General features: G+C 73.1%; 12 protein-coding genes. 10 read left to right on the forward strand and 2 right to left on the reverse strand.

The window, feature by feature from the left end:
- The first annotated feature begins 4 nt into the window (after positions 1–4).
- From AB0L37_RS05340 to AB0L37_RS05380, 9 genes are read left to right on the forward strand one after another with little or no spacing between them, the layout of a single operon-like run.
- A complete protein-coding gene (locus tag AB0L37_RS05340; RefSeq protein ID WP_365500407.1) occupies positions 5–964 on the forward strand; it encodes a sugar ABC transporter permease in 960 nt (319 codons plus the stop codon).
- Positions 951–1,853 carry a carbohydrate ABC transporter permease gene (locus AB0L37_RS05345; protein ID WP_365500410.1) on the forward strand — a complete coding sequence of 301 codons (903 nt, stop codon included), beginning with the start codon at positions 951–953 and terminating at the stop codon, positions 1,851–1,853. The genes AB0L37_RS05340 and AB0L37_RS05345 overlap by 14 nt, the downstream gene beginning before the upstream one ends.
- Positions 1,854–1,890: 37 nt before the next feature.
- The gene (locus AB0L37_RS05350) at positions 1,891–2,655 is read left to right on the forward strand and encodes an SDR family NAD(P)-dependent oxidoreductase (protein WP_365500412.1); all 765 of its coding nucleotides are present in this window, start codon (positions 1,891–1,893) and stop codon (positions 2,653–2,655) included.
- Positions 2,643–4,433, forward strand: coding sequence for a heparinase II/III family protein (locus AB0L37_RS05355; protein ID WP_365500415.1), 1,791 nt, complete (start codon positions 2,643–2,645; stop codon positions 4,431–4,433). Before AB0L37_RS05350 ends, AB0L37_RS05355 begins: the two co-directional genes overlap by 13 nt.
- A 1-nt stretch (position 4,434) precedes the next feature.
- Positions 4,435–6,417, forward strand: coding sequence for a hypothetical protein (locus AB0L37_RS05360; protein ID WP_365500418.1), 1,983 nt, complete (start codon positions 4,435–4,437; stop codon positions 6,415–6,417).
- Positions 6,414–7,022: a DUF624 domain-containing protein gene (locus tag AB0L37_RS05365; RefSeq protein WP_365500421.1), complete on the forward strand. Its 609-nt coding sequence runs from the start codon at positions 6,414–6,416 to the stop codon at positions 7,020–7,022. Before AB0L37_RS05360 ends, AB0L37_RS05365 begins: the two co-directional genes overlap by 4 nt.
- Complete coding sequence (locus AB0L37_RS05370; protein ID WP_365500424.1) at positions 7,022–8,107, forward strand: right-handed parallel beta-helix repeat-containing protein; 1,086 nt, start codon at positions 7,022–7,024, stop codon at positions 8,105–8,107. The genes AB0L37_RS05365 and AB0L37_RS05370 overlap by 1 nt, the downstream gene beginning before the upstream one ends.
- Complete coding sequence (locus tag AB0L37_RS05375; protein WP_365500427.1) at positions 8,104–10,485, forward strand: polysaccharide lyase 8 family protein; 2,382 nt, start codon at positions 8,104–8,106, stop codon at positions 10,483–10,485. Before AB0L37_RS05370 ends, AB0L37_RS05375 begins: the two co-directional genes overlap by 4 nt.
- 2 nt (positions 10,486–10,487) lie before the next feature.
- Positions 10,488–11,462, forward strand: a complete 975-nt coding sequence (locus AB0L37_RS05380; protein WP_365500430.1) for an acetylxylan esterase — start codon at positions 10,488–10,490, stop codon at positions 11,460–11,462.
- Positions 11,463–11,476: 14 nt separating this feature from the next.
- Here the strand turns inward: AB0L37_RS05380 and AB0L37_RS05385 are convergent, their stop codons facing one another.
- On the reverse strand, positions 11,477–13,036 hold the full coding sequence (locus AB0L37_RS05385; protein WP_365500432.1) for an NAD(P)/FAD-dependent oxidoreductase: 1,560 nt from the start codon (positions 13,034–13,036) through the stop codon (positions 11,477–11,479).
- A 150-nt stretch (positions 13,037–13,186) separates the two neighbouring features.
- Here AB0L37_RS05385 and AB0L37_RS05390 point away from each other — a divergent pair, with 150 nt between their 5' ends.
- Entirely contained in the window at positions 13,187–13,639 is a 453-nt protein-coding gene (locus AB0L37_RS05390; protein WP_365500435.1) for a DUF1801 domain-containing protein, read from the forward strand.
- Position 13,640: 1 nt separating this feature from the next.
- Here the strand turns inward: AB0L37_RS05390 and AB0L37_RS05395 are convergent, their stop codons facing one another.
- Positions 13,641–15,908, reverse strand: a complete 2,268-nt coding sequence (locus tag AB0L37_RS05395; protein WP_365500438.1) for a serine/threonine-protein kinase — start codon at positions 15,906–15,908, stop codon at positions 13,641–13,643.
- Between the last annotated feature and the right edge of the window lie 5 nt (positions 15,909–15,913).

A 15,913-nucleotide genomic window follows, 5' to 3' on the forward strand; every position in this document is an offset into this window, starting at 1 on the left:
CGCCATGGGAGCCGTCTCCGTACTCAAGACGCGGCCGCAGGCCGCACCCGCTGAACCGCCCCCGGCCACGTTCCGGACCGTGCGCCGCAAGGGGCCCGGGGCCCGCCGTCGCCGGGCGGGGATGCTCATGGTCGCGCCCGCGCTGCTGCACGCGGCGCTGTGGATCGGGCTGCCGGTCGTCGCGGCGGTGTATCTGGCGTTCACGTCGTACGACGTGCTGTCGGCGCCGCGGTTCGTGGGCCTGGACAACTTCCGGGACATGCTCGGCGACGAGGTGTTCCGCAAGTCGATCGTGAACACCGTCGTCTATACGTTCTTCACGGTGCCGTTCGGCATGGCGCTCGGGCTGCTGCTCGCCCTGGCGCTCAACACCGGGCTGCGGGCGCGCGGCATCTTCCGTACCGCGATCTTCCTGCCGCAGGTGACGGCGACGGTGGCGATCGCGCTGGTCTGGCTGTGGATCTACAACCCGCGCAACGGCCTGTTCAACACGCTGCTCGGCCTGTTCGGCATCGAAGGGCCCGCGTGGCTGGCGTCGACGTCGTGGGCGATGCCGTCGGTGATCCTCGTCGGGATCTGGCAGGGCATCGGCATGAAGATGCTGATCTACCTGGCCGCGCTCCAGACCCTGCCCAGGGACCTGTACGAGGCGGCGTCGGTCGACGGGGCGTCGAAGACCCGGCAGTTCTTCTCGATCACGCTGCCACTGCTCAAGCCCGCCACGTTCTTCGTCCTGATCACCTCGATGATCGGCGCGTTCCAGTCCTTCGACCAGATCTACATCCTCACCGACGGCGGCCCGGCGGGCTCGACGACGATGATGACGTACGAGATCTACAAGTCGGCGTTCCGCGAGTTCCGCGTGGGCTACGCCTGTGCCCAGTCGCTGGTCCTGTTCGTGCTCCTCATGGGGTTCACCCTGGTCAACCGCCGTGTCATGGGAGGCACTCGTGGCCACGACTGAGATCGCCCGGCCGCGCTCCGAGGCGCGGCGCCCGCCGGCCGCGGGCCGGGTCGCGCTGTACGTGACGCTGTCGGTGGTGTCGCTGCTGATGGTGGTGCCGTTCCTGTGGATGGTCGTCACGTCGCTCAAGACGCCGGCGGAGATCGCGTCCGAGCACACCGGGCTGCTGCCCGCGCACTGGGACTTCGGCAACTACGCGGACGCGTTCGAGGCGGCGCCGTTCGCGACGTACGCCCGCAACAGCTTCGTCATCGCGTTCAGCCACACGGTCCTCAACGTCGTCTTCGCGTCGATGGCCGGGTACGCGCTGGCCCGGATCCGGTTCCGCGGCAGCGAGTTCCTCTTCTACTGCTTCGTCGCCGCGCTGATGATCCCGACGTACACGAAGGTCCTGCCCGAGTTCCTGATCGTGCGGTTCATGCCGCTCGCGGGCGGCAACGACCTGTTCGGGCAGGGCGGCAGCGGCTGGCTCGACTCGTGGTGGGCGCTGATCGTGCCGGGCGCGGTCACCCCGTTCGCCGTGTTCCTGTTCCGCCAGTTCTACCTGGATCTGCCGGTGGAACTGGAGGAGGCGGCGCGGCTCGACGGGCTCGGCGAGTTCCGGATCTACGCCCGCATCATGACGCCGCAGGTCAAGCCCGCGCTCACCACGGTGGCGCTGCTGACCTTCGAGTCGTCGTGGAACAACTTCCTGTGGCCGCTGCTCGTGACCCGCTCCGACAGCCTGCGCGTCATCCAGGTCGGCCTGTCGGTCTTCAAGACGGAGAACGGCACGCAGTGGCACTTCCTGATGGCCGGCACCACCCTCGCGACGCTGCCGATGGTGCTCCTCTTCCTCATCGGCCAGCGCTACTTCGTGCAGGGGTTCGCGCACACCGGCCTCAAGTGATCCACCCCAACACCCCATGTTCTACGAAGGGTTCCGCATGTCCAGTGATCTTCAGGGTTCCCGTGCGCTCGTGACCGGCGCGGGCCACGGCATCGGCCGGGCCGTCGCCGTCGCGCTCGCCGCGGCGGGCTGCGACGTCGCCGTGCACTACCGCAGCTCCGCCGACGAGGCGGCCCGCACCGTCGGCGCGATCGAGCGACTGGGACGCCGTGCCAAGGCGTTCCACGCCGACGTGACGGTGACGGCGGACGTCGACCGGCTCGTCACGGAGGCCGCCGACTTCCTCGGCGGACTCGACGTCCTGGTGTGCAACGCGGGGCATCTGATCGACCGGGTGACGGTCGCCGAGATGAGCGACGAGCACTTCGACCGGGTGCTCGACGCGAATCTGACGTCGACGTTCCGTACGTGCCGTGCCGCGCTCCCCCACCTCACGGCCTCCCCCGCCGGGCGCATCGTCACGATGTCGTCGCTGGCCGCGCACAACGGCGGCGGCCCGGGTTCGGTCGCGTACGCCGCGGCGAAGGCCGGGGTACGCGGCTTCACCAAGGCCCTCGCCAAGGAGGTCGCGGCGTCCGGTGTCACGGTGAACGCGGTCGCGCCGGGCTTCATCCAGGGCACCGCGTTCCACGACACGTTCACGCCGCCGCAGGCGCAGGAGGCGATGGCCGCGGGCATCCCGGTGGGCCGCCCCGGCACGCCCGAGGACGTGGCCGCGTCCGTGGTCCATCTCGCCTCGCCCGCCTCGGGGTTCCTCACCGGTACGACGCTGGACATCGACGGTGGCGTATGGCCCCGGTGAGGCGGATCCCGCGCGAGCGGGGCGGCTGGTGGCACGCGTATGTGTGTCCGGCGCACGGGCTCGAACTCGACCACGGCGACCCGCTGTCGGGCGTCTTCCCGGAGGGCGGCGCGCGGTGTGCGCGCGGCTGCCGGGTGGACACCCCCGAGGTGCGGGGCGCGTGGACGGTGCTCTCGCATCAGGCGTGGGCGCGGCACGCCCGCCTGCTGGCACTGCGTGGTGACGCCCCGGCCACGCTCGGCATCCTGCGCGAATACGCCGCTCTGTACCGGGAGTTGGCGGGCGACGGCCACGACGGGGCACAGCCGTGGATGCTGCGGGGCCGGCTCTTCCACCAGGCGCTGACCGATGCGATCTGGGCCGTGAACGTCGCTGACGCCGTCGCGACGCTCGCGGAGCGCGACACCCCCGGCACCGATGAACTCCTGCCACTGCTCGACGAGTTGGAACGGGCCGCCCTCGACGCCCGTGAGGTGCTGGTGGACCGGGGCGATCTGGCGTCGAACTATCTGACGTGGCTGACGGCCGCGGGGATCGGCGCGGGGCGGGCGGCGGCCCTGGTGCGCGGCACACCCTGGGACGGCGCCAAGCAGTGGCTCGACGGGCCGCACGGCCTGTACGCGCACCTGCGGGCGTGCGTCGGCGGCGACGGCTGGCAGTGGGAGGGCAGCACGTACTACCACGGCTTCGTGCTGCGGGCCGCCCTCCTCGCGCTGCGCGGGTCCGATCCTGCCGCGCTGCCCGCCGATGTCGCGTCCCGCCTGACGGGCATGATCGACGCCCTGGCCGTCCTGGCGACGGACGGCGGGGTGCTGCCCGCGCTGAACGACGGGCCGTACCGGCGTGTGCCGCTGGCCCTGGAGTGGCTCGAACTGTGCGCGCTGGCAGGCGGGTTCGCGGTGTCGCCGCGCCTGACGGCGGTCGCCTCCGCCGCCCGCGCCGAGGCGGGTGTCGCGGACGACGGCCTGGACCGCGAGCTGTCCGGCTGGTTCGCGGGGTCCCCGCTCCCGGAGCGCTCCGCACCCGCTCCGGTGACGGTCTTCGAGGATGCCGGGTACGCGGTGGTCCGGGCGGCGGGCATCCACGCTGCGCTCGCGTTCGGCCCGCACGGCGGCTCGCACGGCCACCGCGACAAGCTCGCCCTGTCCCTGTACGGGCGGCTGGCCTGCTGGCAGCCCGACCCGGGGCAAGTCCCCTACGGCAACCGCGAGTTCCGTGACCATTACGTGTCGACGGCGGCGCATCCGGCGTTCCTCGTGGACGGCGCGGAGCAGGCGGAGTGCGCGGGCCGGCTGCTCGCGCGGGACGCCGTGTCGGTGACGGCGGACGTCTCGGCCGCGTACGAGGGTGTGCGCGCGGTGCGCCGGATCGAGGCGGGCCGCTGCCACCTCGTCGACGTCCTGACGCTGACCGTCGAGGACGGCCGGGCGCGGCGGCTCGCGGGCCTGGTGCGGCCCGGGGTCTCCCTCGACGTCCAGGTGCAGCCGGCGGGCCCGGTGCGCACCACGTGGTACGGGGACGCCGAGGTGCTGCACGGCTGGCACACGGCCTCGGCGCCGGTGCGCCCCGTGACGCGACCGGGTCCCGGGCCGGCCGACGACCCTCAACTCACCCGCACCTGGGTCGACTTCACCGCACATGGCGAGCGGCTCGTGCTCGTCTCCGTGTACCAGGCCGCGTCGCAGGGGCCCGCGGTGACGGACGTGGCGCTCACGGACGAGGGCGTCGTGGTGGAGTTCGCGGACGGCACGCGCTCCGCGCACGGGACGGGGGCCTGAGATGCTCCTGTCCGCCACCCCGCCGCCGGGCCCGCGCCCGCTCCAGGAGCGCAGGCTGCTCGCCGAGGCCGGACGGCACCGCGCCGTCACCCCTCCGGCGTCCCACCCGAAAGCGAGCATCACCTGGCTGGGACCGGCCGCCGCGAACCCCGCGCTCGCGTACCGGGTCACCGGCGACCGCGCCCATCTGGCGGAGGCGGAGCGGTTCATCGCGGCGGCGGTCCGCCTCCCGCACTGGGGCCGCGCCCATATGCCCGACCACGACCTGGACGCGGGCTGGCTGCTGCACGGCCTCTCCCTCGCCCACCACTGGCTCGGCGACGCCCTCTCCCCCGACCTGCGGGACCTGCTGCGCTACAAACTCCTCGTCCAGGGACGGCGGTTGTACGAGTTCGCGGTGGCGACACAGGGCCGCTGGTGGTCGTCGTCGTACTGGCAGAACCACAACTGGATCTGCCACGCGGGTCTCGCCACGGCCGGCTACGTGCTGGGCCGCGAGGAGTGGACGCGGCGCGCGAAGGACAACCTGGGCCGGGTGCTCGATCTGCTGCCCGCGGACGGTTCGCACGCCGAGGGCGTCGTGTACTGGCGGTACGGGGTGCCGTGGCTGGCCGTCCACCTCGATCTCCTCCTGGAGTGCGAGGGCGTGGACTGGTGGGAGCGGGGCGGCTTCATGGAGCGCACCTTCGACTTCCGGCTGCACCAGTCGGCGCCCGGGTTCGCGCTCCAGACGGGGCACGGCGACTGCCACGACCGGCGCAGCGGGCACAGCACGGCGCTGTACCGCAGGCTCGCCGCGCGGTTCGGGATCGGTGAGGCGCAGTGGCTCGCCGACCTCGTGGAGCGTGAACTCTTCGACGAAGAGGCCGAGTTGAGCGGCGTACGGCCGGGCATCCGGGCCGAGGCGTATCTCGATCACCTCTGGTACGACCCGTCGGTGCGCGCGGCGGCTCCGTCGGCCACGCACGCGTACTTCCCTGATCTGGGGCTGCTCACGGCCCGGACCGGCTGGGACGACGCGGCGACGTTCGTGTCGTTCAAGGCGGCGCCGGGCGGCGGCCACCAGGCGTGGGAGGCGTCGGCGAAGCACCGGGCCGACCTGGGCTGGGAGACGCTGAACACGGGGCACCACCACCCGGACGCGGGGTCGTTCGTGTTCGTGTCGCAGGGCGCGTTCCTCGCCGTCGACGAGGGATACAGCAACCGCAAGCGGGCCGCCCACCACAATCTGCTGCTCGTCGACGGTGCGGGCTTCGCGGGCGAGGGCCGCTACCACGTCTACGAGGATCTGCCGTACGAGCGTCAGGCGCGGCTGCGGGACGTGCTGGCCGAGGGCGGCTGGGCGCACGGCACCGCCGAGATCGGGGCGATGTACCCACCGGAACTCGGGGTGCGGCGCCTGGACCGGACGCTGGTGTGCACGCCTTCCGGGCGGCTCGTACTGCTCGACGAAGGGGAGGCGGACGCGCCGCGGGAATGGACGTTCCTCCTTCAGACGGACGCGCCGACGTCCGTGGCGGCGTCCGGGAGCGGGGATCGGCTGATCGCCGCCGGTGACGCGCGGGCGTGGCTGCGGCGCCTGTCGCCTTCTGACGCCACCGTCGCCTCCGAGGTCACCGAAGTGGCCGCCAACCCCACGTCCAGCACACCGGAGTTGAGCATCACCACCACACTGCACACCCTGCGGGTGACGACACCGGTCCGGGCACGGACGGCCCGCTTCCTGACCGTGCTCGAGCCGGGCACGGCCACCGCCCGGGAGGTCTCGGCCGGTGTGGTGTTCGAGGCATCCGAAGGCACGGAGACGGTGCTGCTGTCCCCGGTGGAGCGGCGGATCGAGGGGCCCGGCGTCCGCGCGGACGCGGCGGCCGTCCTGCTCGCGCCCGGACGAGAGCCGTACGTCGTGGCGGCCCGCAGACTGACGCTGGACGACGGTGTCGTGCGGGAGTGGGCCGAGCCCTTCACGGGGGCGGTGACCCGATGACCTCGTCCCTCGCCTTCGGGCCGCGCGGCAGGCTGCTGCACGTCCTCGACCGGATCGCCCAACCGGCGGCCGCGGGCGCCGCGTTCACGGTGCTCGCGCTCGGCGTCGTCACCTGGCTGCCCGCGCTGGCCGCCCTCGCGCACACCCTTCAGCGGTGGCGCTCGGACGGCGACAACCGCTCCTTCACCGGGGTGTTCGCCGCGTTCCCCCGGTACTGGCGCGCGCTGTGGCGGCACGGCGTCATCGTCTCCGCCGCCCTGTGCGTGCTCGCCGTCAACTGCCTTTTCCTGAGCGGCCGTTCGAGCCCGTACGCCTTCGTGCTGCTCGCCGCGCAGGCCGGGATCGGTGCGGCGCTGCTGCTGCACTGCACCGCCTGCGCCGCGCACGCGGGCCTCGCGCCCGACGATCCGCCCGCGCACTGGCACCGGCGGGGACTCGCCCTGGCCTTCGCGTCGCCCGCGCGCGGGACGGCACTGCTCGGCGCCGCCGTGTCCGCCGTCGTGTTCACCCTGCCCGTCCCGCTCGGCCCGCTGCTCTTCGGCCCGAGCGTGCCCGTCCTGCTCGCCCTGCACTTCGCCGCACCGCAATCAGAGAGGACCTCGTGATGTCCAGACGCATCCTGTTCGGCCTGGCACTCGGCGCCTGCGCCGCCCTGGCGCTGCCCGCGGCTCCGGCCTCGGCCGCCTCCGCGTACTACGTCGCGCCGGCCGGCAGCGACACCAACGCCGGTACGTCGTCCGGCGCGCCGTTCGCCACGATCCAGCACGCGCTCGACGTGGCACCGGCCGGCTCCGTCGTCCACCTGGCGTCGGGCACCTATCTCCAGGACGTGGTGACGCGCCGCGAGAACGTGACGCTGACAGGACCCTCCTCCGCCGTCGTCAAGGGCGCGGGCGGCACCCGGATCGTGCAGGTGCAGCACGACGGGACGGTCCTCGACGGATTCACCGTGGACGGCCTGTTCGGCTCGTCGGGCAGCGTCGCCGGCTACCGCTCCAAGCTCGTCTACGTGATGAGCACGACGCCCGGCAACGGCGTCAACGCTCTCCGCATCACGAACATGACGCTCAAGAACGCCGCCGACGAGTGCCTGCGCCTGCGCTACCTCGTCACCGGCGCCGACGTCTCGTACAACACGATCAGCGACTGCGGCGTCGCCGACTTCAAGTTCGGCGGGGGCGGCAAGAACGGCGAGGGCATCTACCTCGGCACCGCACCCGAGCAGCAGGGGGCGAACGGCGCGCCCGACGCGGCGGCGGACGTCAGCAGGAACAACCGCGTCCACCACAACACGATCGCCACGCGCGGCAACGAATGCGTCGACCTCAAGGAGAACTCCACCAACAACTACGTGGAGTACAACGACTGTTCGCAGCAGCGCGACCCCAGCTCGGGCGGGCTCGACGCGCGCGGCAGCGGCAACATCCTCCGGTACAACACGGTCCACGACAACGCGGGCGCGGGCGTGCGGCTCGGCGGCGACACCGCCACCGACGGCATCGGCACCCAGGTCTACGGCAACACGATCACCGGCAACGCGAGCGGCGGCGTCAAGGTCATGCGCACCCCGCAGGGCCCGGTGTGCTCCAACACCATGAGCGGCAACACGGGCGGCGACTCGGTCGGCACGTACGGCGCCGACTACTCCCCCACCACGCCCTGCTCGGCCACCGCCGGGGCCGCGTCGTGACCGCCACGCGTCGTACCGTCCTCGCTGGCACGGGCGCCACCCTCGCGGCGCTCGCCCTGCCGACCCCGCTGCTCGGCCGCGCGCACGCCGCCGACGGCGACGACACCGCGCCGCTCCTGGACCGCTGGCGCACGCTGCTCACCGGCGGTCCCGGCCTCGACACGACCGAACCGCGGATCGCCGCCGCGATCGCCCGGATCGACCGGGCCGCGGCGAGTGCCCTGAAGGGGCTCGACCCGACGCGCGCCGACGGACTGTGGCCCGACCTGACGAGCACGTCCGTCTCGAACCACGTCACCACGTCGTTCAAGCGCCTGGCCACCGCCGCCACCGCGTGGGCCGTGCCGGGCACGACCCGGTACGGCGACCCGGCGCTCGCGGAGCTGCTCGCGCAGGGCGTCGACTGGATGCTGGAGCACCGCTACGGCCCAGGACACGAGCGGTTCGACAACGACTGGGACTGGGAGATCGGCTCGGCGCTCGCCCTCAACGACGCGGCCGTTCTGCTGCACGGCACGCTGGGCGCCGACCGGCTGGCGCGGATCACCGACGCCGTACGCCACTACACGCCCGACCCGAACCTGTGGCGCGTCGACCGGCAGATCGCGACCGGCGCCAACCGGGTGTGGATCTGCACGGTCGTCGCCGTCAACGCGGTGCTGCGCGGCGCGGGCGCCGACCTCGCGCGGGTGCGCGACGCGCTGTCGGACGTGGAGGGCGGCGGCGCGAACAGTGTGCTCGCCTTCCGGGACTCCGGTGACGGCACGGGCGAGGGCTTCTACTCCGACGGCTCGTTCCTCCAGCACTACAAGCACCCTTACAACGGGGGCTACGGAAAAGAGCTGCTGGGCAATCTGTCCCGGCTCCTCAACCTGCTCGCCGGCACCGCCTGGGAGCTGACCGACCCGGACGTCGTCAACGTACGGCACTGGGTGACGGACGGCTTCGAGCCGCTCATCGCCCGCGGCGACGTGCACGCCGGGGTGTGCGGCCGGGAGATCGCCCGCTCCAGCAAGCAGGGCCATGTCGCGGCGCAGACCGTCATCGAGGCGGTCCTGCGACTGCTGCCCGGGCTGAGCGGCGCGGACGCCGGCCGGTTCGCCGCACTGGTCAAGCAGTGGATCACCGAGGACACGTACCGGGACTTCCTCGACGTGACCGACCTCGCCTCGCTGGTGGCGGCCCAGCGCCTCCTCGCGTCCGACACGAAACCGCGCGGCCAGCTTGTGACGCACCGTCAATTCCCGCGCATGGACAAGGCGATGCACCACCGCCCCGCCTTCACGCTCGGCCTCTCCGCCTACTCCAGCCGCATCTACAACTACGAGTCCATCCAGAACGAGAACCTGCACGGCTGGTACCTGTCCGACGGCATGGTGCTCCTCTACGACGGCGACCTCGGCCACTACAGCGAGGACTACTGGCCGACCGTGGACCCGCTGCGGCTCGCCGGGACGACGGTCGTCGCGCAGCGCCCCGCCGACGCCGCCGGGCAGCGCACCACGAACGACGCGGACTGGGCGGGCGGTGCTGCGCTGCCCGGCACGACGCTCGGCGCCTACGGGCAGGACCTGCGGGCGTACGGCAGCTCGCTGCGGGCACTCAAGAGCTGGTTCTGCCTCGACGACGTGATCGTGCACGTCGGCTCCGGGATCACGGCCGACGCGGGGCCGGTCGAGACAGTCGTCGAGAACCGCAAACTCCGCGCTGTCACGGCCGAGTTGACCGTCGACGGGGTCCGCGCTCCCACCGACGCGGGATGGTCCGCCGCGTACGACGCCGTGCGCGGCGTGCACCTCGCCGGCACCGGCGGTTACGTCTTCCCGCGTCCCACCGCGCTGCGGGCCCTGCGCGAGCAGCGCACCGCAACCTGGCGGGACATCAACATCAAATACGGCACGGACACCCCGGTCACCCGCCCCTACCTCACCCTGTGGCAGGACCATGGCACGGCCCCGTCCGGCGCGGGCTACTGCTGGCTCCAACTGCCCGGGGCCTCCGCCGAGCGCACGCAGCGCGCCGCGCTCGCCCCGCCCGTGCGGCCCGTCGCCGAGTCGACGGCCGTGCACGCGGTGCGGCGCGCCGCGGACGGGCTCCTGGCCGCCAACTTCTGGACGGCGGGCCGTGCCGGAGAACTCGCCGCCGACGGGCCCGCGTCGGTCGTGGTCCGCCCGCGCGACGGGCTCGTGGACGTGGCGGTGAGCGATCCGACGCAGCTGCGCGAACGCGTCGTGCTCGACCTCGACCTGCGCGGCCTGGTCGTGGAACGGGCCGACACCGGCGTCACCGTGTCCCGTACGGCCGCGGGCACCCGGATCACCGTCGACACGGCGGGCCGACACGGCGCGACGGTCGCGCTGACCCTGAGGAGGAGCTGACCTTGCTGTTCGACCTGCCGCTCGACCGGCTGCGCGAATACCGGCCCGCGCCGGAGGAGCCCGCCGACTTCGACGCGTTCTGGCGCAAGACGCTCGACGACACCGCCCGCCATCCGCTGGACGCCCGCTTCGTGCCGTACGAGACGGGGCTCGCGACGGTGGACGTGTACGACGTGACGTTCCGCGGGTGGGGCGGGCAGCCGGTGAAGGCATGGCTGCTGCTGCCGCGCGAGCGCCCGGAGCCGCTGCCCGCGGTCGTCCAGTACATCGGCTACAACGGCGGCCGCGGCATCCCGTACTCCTGGCTGACCTGGAGCGCGCTCGGCCACGCGCACCTGGTGATGGACAACCGTGGTCAGGGCGGCGGCGGCAAGAACACCGCCGACACCCCGGACATCGCGCCCGAGGGGCACGGCTCGTCGTCGCCCGGGTTCCTCACGCGCGGCATCGAGGATCCGCACCGCCACTACTACCGGCGGCTGATCACGGATGCCGTGCGGGCGGTGGACGCGGTGCGGGCGCACGACGCGGTGGATCCGGCGCGGGTCGCCGTGCTCGGCGGCAGTCAGGGCGGCGGCCTCGCGCTGGCCGTGGCGGGACTGCGCGACGACGTGGCCGCGACGGTCGCCGACGTCCCGTTCCTGTGCCACTTCCGGCGGGCCTCGCAGATCACCGACGCGGGACCGTACGCGGAGATCGCCCGCTTCCTGTCCGGGCACCGCTTCGGCGTCGAGTCCGCCATGGAGACGCTGTCGTACTTCGACGGGGTCAACTTCGCGGCGCGCGCGACGAGTCCGGCGTGGTTCTCGGTCGGCCTGATGGACAAGGTGTGCCCCTCGTCCACCGTGTTCGCCGCCTACCACCGCTATGCGGGACCCGCCGCGATCGAGGTGTTCCCGTACAACGGGCACGAGGGCGGCGCCGAGTACGACCTGCCGCGCAAGATCGGCGCGCTGCGGGGTGTGTTCGGGACGTAGAGCCGCTTACGGGGTCAGTGGCCGAGCACCGCCATCGCGGCATTGTGTCCGGGGATGCCGCTGACCCCGCCGCCGCGCACGGCGCCGGCACCGCACAGCAGGACGTTGGGGTGCGCGGTCTCCACGCCCCAACGGCCCGTGCCGTCCTGCTCGTACGGGAAGGAGAGCGCCCGGTGGAAGATGTTGCCGCCGGGCAGCCGCAGGTCCCGCTCCAGGTCGAGCGGGGTCTTCGCCTCGATGCAGGGGCGGCCGTCGGCGTCCTGCGCGAGGCAGTCCTCGATCGGTTCGGCGAGGTGGGTGTTCAGCTGGGCGAGGGTCGCCTGGAGGAGGTCGGCGCGGGCCCGGTCGTTGTCGGCGGTGAACAGGCGGGCCGGGGTGTGCAGGCCGAAGAGGGTGAGGGTCTGGTAGCCGCGCTCGACCAGATCGGGGGCGAGGATCGTCGGGTCCGTGAGGCTGTGGCAGTAGATCTCGGAGGGCGGCGCGCTCGGCAGGGCGCCCGCGGCTGCCTCGGCGTACGCGGTCGCCAACTCCCCGTATCCCTCGGCGACATGGAAGGTCCCGGCGAACGCCTCGCGCGGGTCGACGGAGGTGTCCTTGAGGCGGGGCAGCCGCTCCAGGAGCATGTTGACCTTGAGCTGGGCGCCTTCGGCGGGGGCCGGCGGGACGTCGCCGAGGAGGCGGGCGAGGTCCTGCGGGGAGGCGTTCACGAGGACGTGCGCGGCGGCCACGGTGCCGTCGCCGCTGTCCGTGCGGTACGTGACCTCCGCGGCGCTGCCGTCGGTCTCGATGCGGGTCACCTCGTGGCCGGTGACGAGGTGGGCGCCCGCGGTGCGGGCCGCGTCGGCGAGCGCGTCGGTGAGGGCGCCCATGCCGCCGACGGGCACGTCCCAGTCGCCGGTCCCGTTGCCGATCACGTGGTAGAGGAAGCAGCGGTTCTGGGCGAGCGTCGGGTCGTGCGCGTCGGCGAACGTGCCGATCAGCGCGTCGGTGAGGACGACACCGCGCACCAGGTCGTCGGTGAAGCACTCCTCGATGCCGACGCCGATGGGCTGCTCGAACAGCAGCCGCCACGCCGCGTCGTCGCCGACGCGCTCACGCAGCGCGTCGCGGGTCGGCAGGGGCTCGGTGAGCGTGGGGAAAACACGCTCGGCAACGTGCCGCGTCGTCTCGTAGAACCGTTCCCAGGCCGCGTACTCGCGCTCGCCTCCGGTGAGCCGGGCGAAGGCCTCGCGGGTGCGGCCGGCGCCGCCGCCGACGAGCAGTCCCGTCGCCCGCCCGTCGCGCACGGTCGGGGTGTACGAGGACACGGTGCGGGTGCGGGTGGCGAAGCGGAGTTCCAGGTCCCGCACGATCTTCTTCGGGAGCAGGCTGACCAGGTACGAGTACCGGGACAGGCGGGCGTCCACGCCGGGGAACGGGCGGGTGGAGACGGCGGCCCCGCCGGTCGCGCCGAGGCGTTCGAGCACCGCGACCGTGCGTCCCGCGCGGGCGAGGTAGGCGGCGGCGACCAGGCCGTTGTGGCCGCCGCCGACGATGACGGTGTCGTAGCGGTCGAGAAGATCGTGTGCGCGCATGGCTCTTGGTAGCACGGGTGGCGGGGGCGGGCCCAGGGGTGCGTACGGCCACGAACGGTATGAGTGGTTCCGGGTGACGTGGCCGATGTGCCCGGCTAGGGTCCCGTTCCAAGATCCGGCACAGCGGCCACGACGCGAGGGAGACCCTTCATGAGCAGCAAGGACAGCGGTACGTACGAGGGGTTCTCGGCCGATGAGCGGGCCGCGATGAAGGAGCACGCGCAGGAGCAGAAGAAGGCGGCGCGGCGCACCTCCAAGGCGGAGAAGGAGGCGGAGGCGGTGCGCGACGTCCTGGCGAAGATCGCGGAGATGCAGGACTCCGACCGGGTCATGGCCGAGCGGGTGCACGCCGTCGTCACGGCCACGGCCCCTTCCCTCGCGCCGAAGCTCTGGTACGGGATGCCCGCGTACGCCGCGGACGGCAAGGTCGTCTGCTTCTTCCAGAGCGCGGAGAAGTTCAAGGCGCGCTACGCGACGCTCGGTTTCAGCGACCTCGCGCAGCTGGACGAGGGCACGATGTGGCCGGCCGCGTTCGCGCTGACCGAGGTGACGGCGGACGTGGAGAAGCGGATCGCCGAGCTGGTCAGGCGGGCGGTGGGCTGACTCAGTTCCTTTGGCGCAGCGCGGCGACGCGGCGGTACAGCTCGGCCGCCTCGGTGCCGCGGCCGAGCTGGTCCAGGCAGTGCGCCTCGTCGCTGCGGCTCGCGAGGGTGTCGGGGTGGCTCTCGCCCAGGACGCGTTCGCGGGCGGCGGCGACCTTGCGGTACTCGGTGAGGGCGTCCTGCCAGCGGCCGAGCCAGCCGAGAGCGACGGCGACCTCGCGGTGGCTGACGAGGGTGTCGACGTGGTCGGCCCCGAGGACGCGCTCGCGGATGGCGCACACGTCGCGTGCCTCGGCGAGGGCCTCCTCCCAGCGGGCCATCCGGCCGAGGTTGACGCCGAGGCCGTGCCGGGCGCGCAGCGTCTCGGGGTCCTGCGGCCCGCTGACCCGGGTGCGGTCGTCGATCAGGTCGCGGTAGAGGGTGAGCGCCTCGGCGCTGCGGCCGAGCCGGCCCAGGCTGATGCCCACCTCGTAGCGGGCGGCGAGGGTGTCCGGGTGGTCGGGGCCGAGCGCCTGCGCGCGGGCTCCGGCCACGTCGCGGTAGATCCGCAGCGCCTCCTCCCAGCGGCCCAACTGGCCCAGGGTGTAGCCGACTTCGCAGCGGGTGACGAGGGTGTCGGGGTGGTCGGGGCCGAGCACGCGGGCACGCGCGTCGGCGACCTCGGCGGCCATCCGGTACGAGTCCTCGAGGCGGCCCAGGCGGCTGAGGTTGAAGGCGAGGTTGTGGCGGCAGCGCAGGGTGTCGGGGTGATCGGGGCCCATGGCGCGCTCGCGGGCGGCGAGGACCGCGGTGTACATCTGGTGGGCTTCGAAGTGACGGCCCAACTTGCCGAGCACATAGGCGACTTCCTGGCGGGCGCCGAGGGTCTCGGGGTGGTCGGCGCCGAGGACGCGTTCGCGGCCCTCGACGACGCGGCGGTACTCGCGCAGCGCGTCGGCGGCGCGGCCGGTGCGGCTGAGGGTGAAGGCGACCTCGTAGCGGCTGGCGAGGGTGTCGGGGTGGTCGGGGCCGAGCGCGTGCTCGCGTTCGGCGGCGACCGCGCGGTGCACTTCTCCGGCCTCGCTCCAGCGGCCGAGCCGGCCGAGGCTGAGCCCGGCGTTGTGCCGGGAGGCGAGGGTGGCGAGCAACTCCGGCGCCGGTGTGAGGCGTTGTACGGCTTCCGGTGGGGTGACGGGGGTGCGGGAGGCGGGGCGCGGGACCCACTCGCCGGACAGGCCCGCGGCGGAGTCGGGCGGCGTGACGCGCAGCCCTGAGCCGCCGGTGGCCTTGTGCCCGGTGGTCATGCCGCGCGTCCACGACGGCAGGCGGGGCTCGCGCGACGCGGGCTGTTCGCGGATGATCCGGGTGTCGGTGCGCGGCTCGACGCGCGGGGCGCGCACGGTGGGGACGTACGCCGCCCGGCCGCCGCGCTCCGCGGCGATCCGGCGCCCCAATTCCCGCGCGTCGACGGGGCGTTCCTCGGGGTCCTTGGCGAGCAGGTCGCGGATGATCCGGTCGACGTGGCCGGGCAGGTCGGGGCGGTGGCTGCGGGGCGGTTCGGGCACGGTGTCGCGGTGGCCGACGAGCACGGCCCACGCGTCGGCGAGGTCGAACGGCGGGACGCCGGTGGCGATCTCGTACAGGACGCAGCCGAGCGAGTAGAGGTCGCTGCGCTGGTCGACGTGGCCGCCGCCGATCTGTTCGGGCGACATGTAGTGCGGGGTGCCCATGGCGATGCCGGTGCCGGTGAGGCGGGAGGTGAAGCCGATGTCGTGGCCGAGGCGGGCGATACCGAAGTCGCAGATCTTCGCTGTGCCGTCGGCGAGGCGCACGATGTTCGCGGGCTTCAGGTCCCGGTGCACGATGCCCTGTTCGTGGGTGTAGGCGAGGGCGGCGGCGACCTGTTCGGCCACGTCGACGATGTCGTCCACGGGCAGCGGGTGGTGCTGGTTGTCGTCCAGGAGCTGGCTGAGGTTGCGGCCGTCCAGGAGCTCCATCACCAGGTAGAGGATGCCCTCGTACTCGCCGAAGTCGTGGACGACGGTGATGCCGCGGTGCTGGAGCGCGGCGGCGACGCGGGCCTCCCTGCGGAAGCGCTCCCGCAGGACGCGGGTGAAGGACTGGTCGCGCTGCGGGCCCAGCGGCTTGAGGCACTTGACGGCGACGTGCCGCCCGAGCGACTCGTCGCGGGCGCGCCACACCTCGCCCATGCCGCCGCGGCCGATCAGATCGAGCAGCCGGTACCGCCCGTGGATCAGCCTGATGTCCCGCGTCTCCCCCGACTCCGCCATCTCCT

This window comes from Streptomyces sp. NPDC052225, assembly GCF_040679615.1.
Lineage (GTDB): Bacteria > Actinomycetota > Actinomycetes > Streptomycetales > Streptomycetaceae > Streptomyces.

Bases quoted from the DNA above. Each gene is read 5' to 3' on its own strand.
- AB0L37_RS05340 (WP_365500407.1), top strand. From the start codon at position 5: ATGGGAGCCGTCTCCGTACTCAAGACGCGGCCGCAGGCCGCACCCGCT.
- AB0L37_RS05350 (WP_365500412.1), top strand. From the start codon at position 1,891: ATGTCCAGTGATCTTCAGGGTTCCCGTGCGCTCGTGACCGGCGCGGGC.
- AB0L37_RS05355 (WP_365500415.1), top strand. From the start codon at position 2,643: ATGGCCCCGGTGAGGCGGATCCCGCGCGAGCGGGGCGGCTGGTGGCAC.
- AB0L37_RS05360 (WP_365500418.1), top strand. From the start codon at position 4,435: ATGCTCCTGTCCGCCACCCCGCCGCCGGGCCCGCGCCCGCTCCAGGAG.
- AB0L37_RS05365 (WP_365500421.1), top strand. From the start codon at position 6,414: ATGACCTCGTCCCTCGCCTTCGGGCCGCGCGGCAGGCTGCTGCACGTC.
- AB0L37_RS05370 (WP_365500424.1), top strand. From the start codon at position 7,022: ATGTCCAGACGCATCCTGTTCGGCCTGGCACTCGGCGCCTGCGCCGCC.
- AB0L37_RS05385 (WP_365500432.1), bottom strand. From the start codon at position 13,036: ATGCGCGCACACGATCTTCTCGACCGCTACGACACCGTCATCGTCGGC.
- AB0L37_RS05390 (WP_365500435.1), top strand. From the start codon at position 13,187: ATGAGCAGCAAGGACAGCGGTACGTACGAGGGGTTCTCGGCCGATGAG.
- AB0L37_RS05395 (WP_365500438.1), bottom strand. From the start codon at position 15,908: ATGGCGGAGTCGGGGGAGACGCGGGACATCAGGCTGATCCACGGGCGG.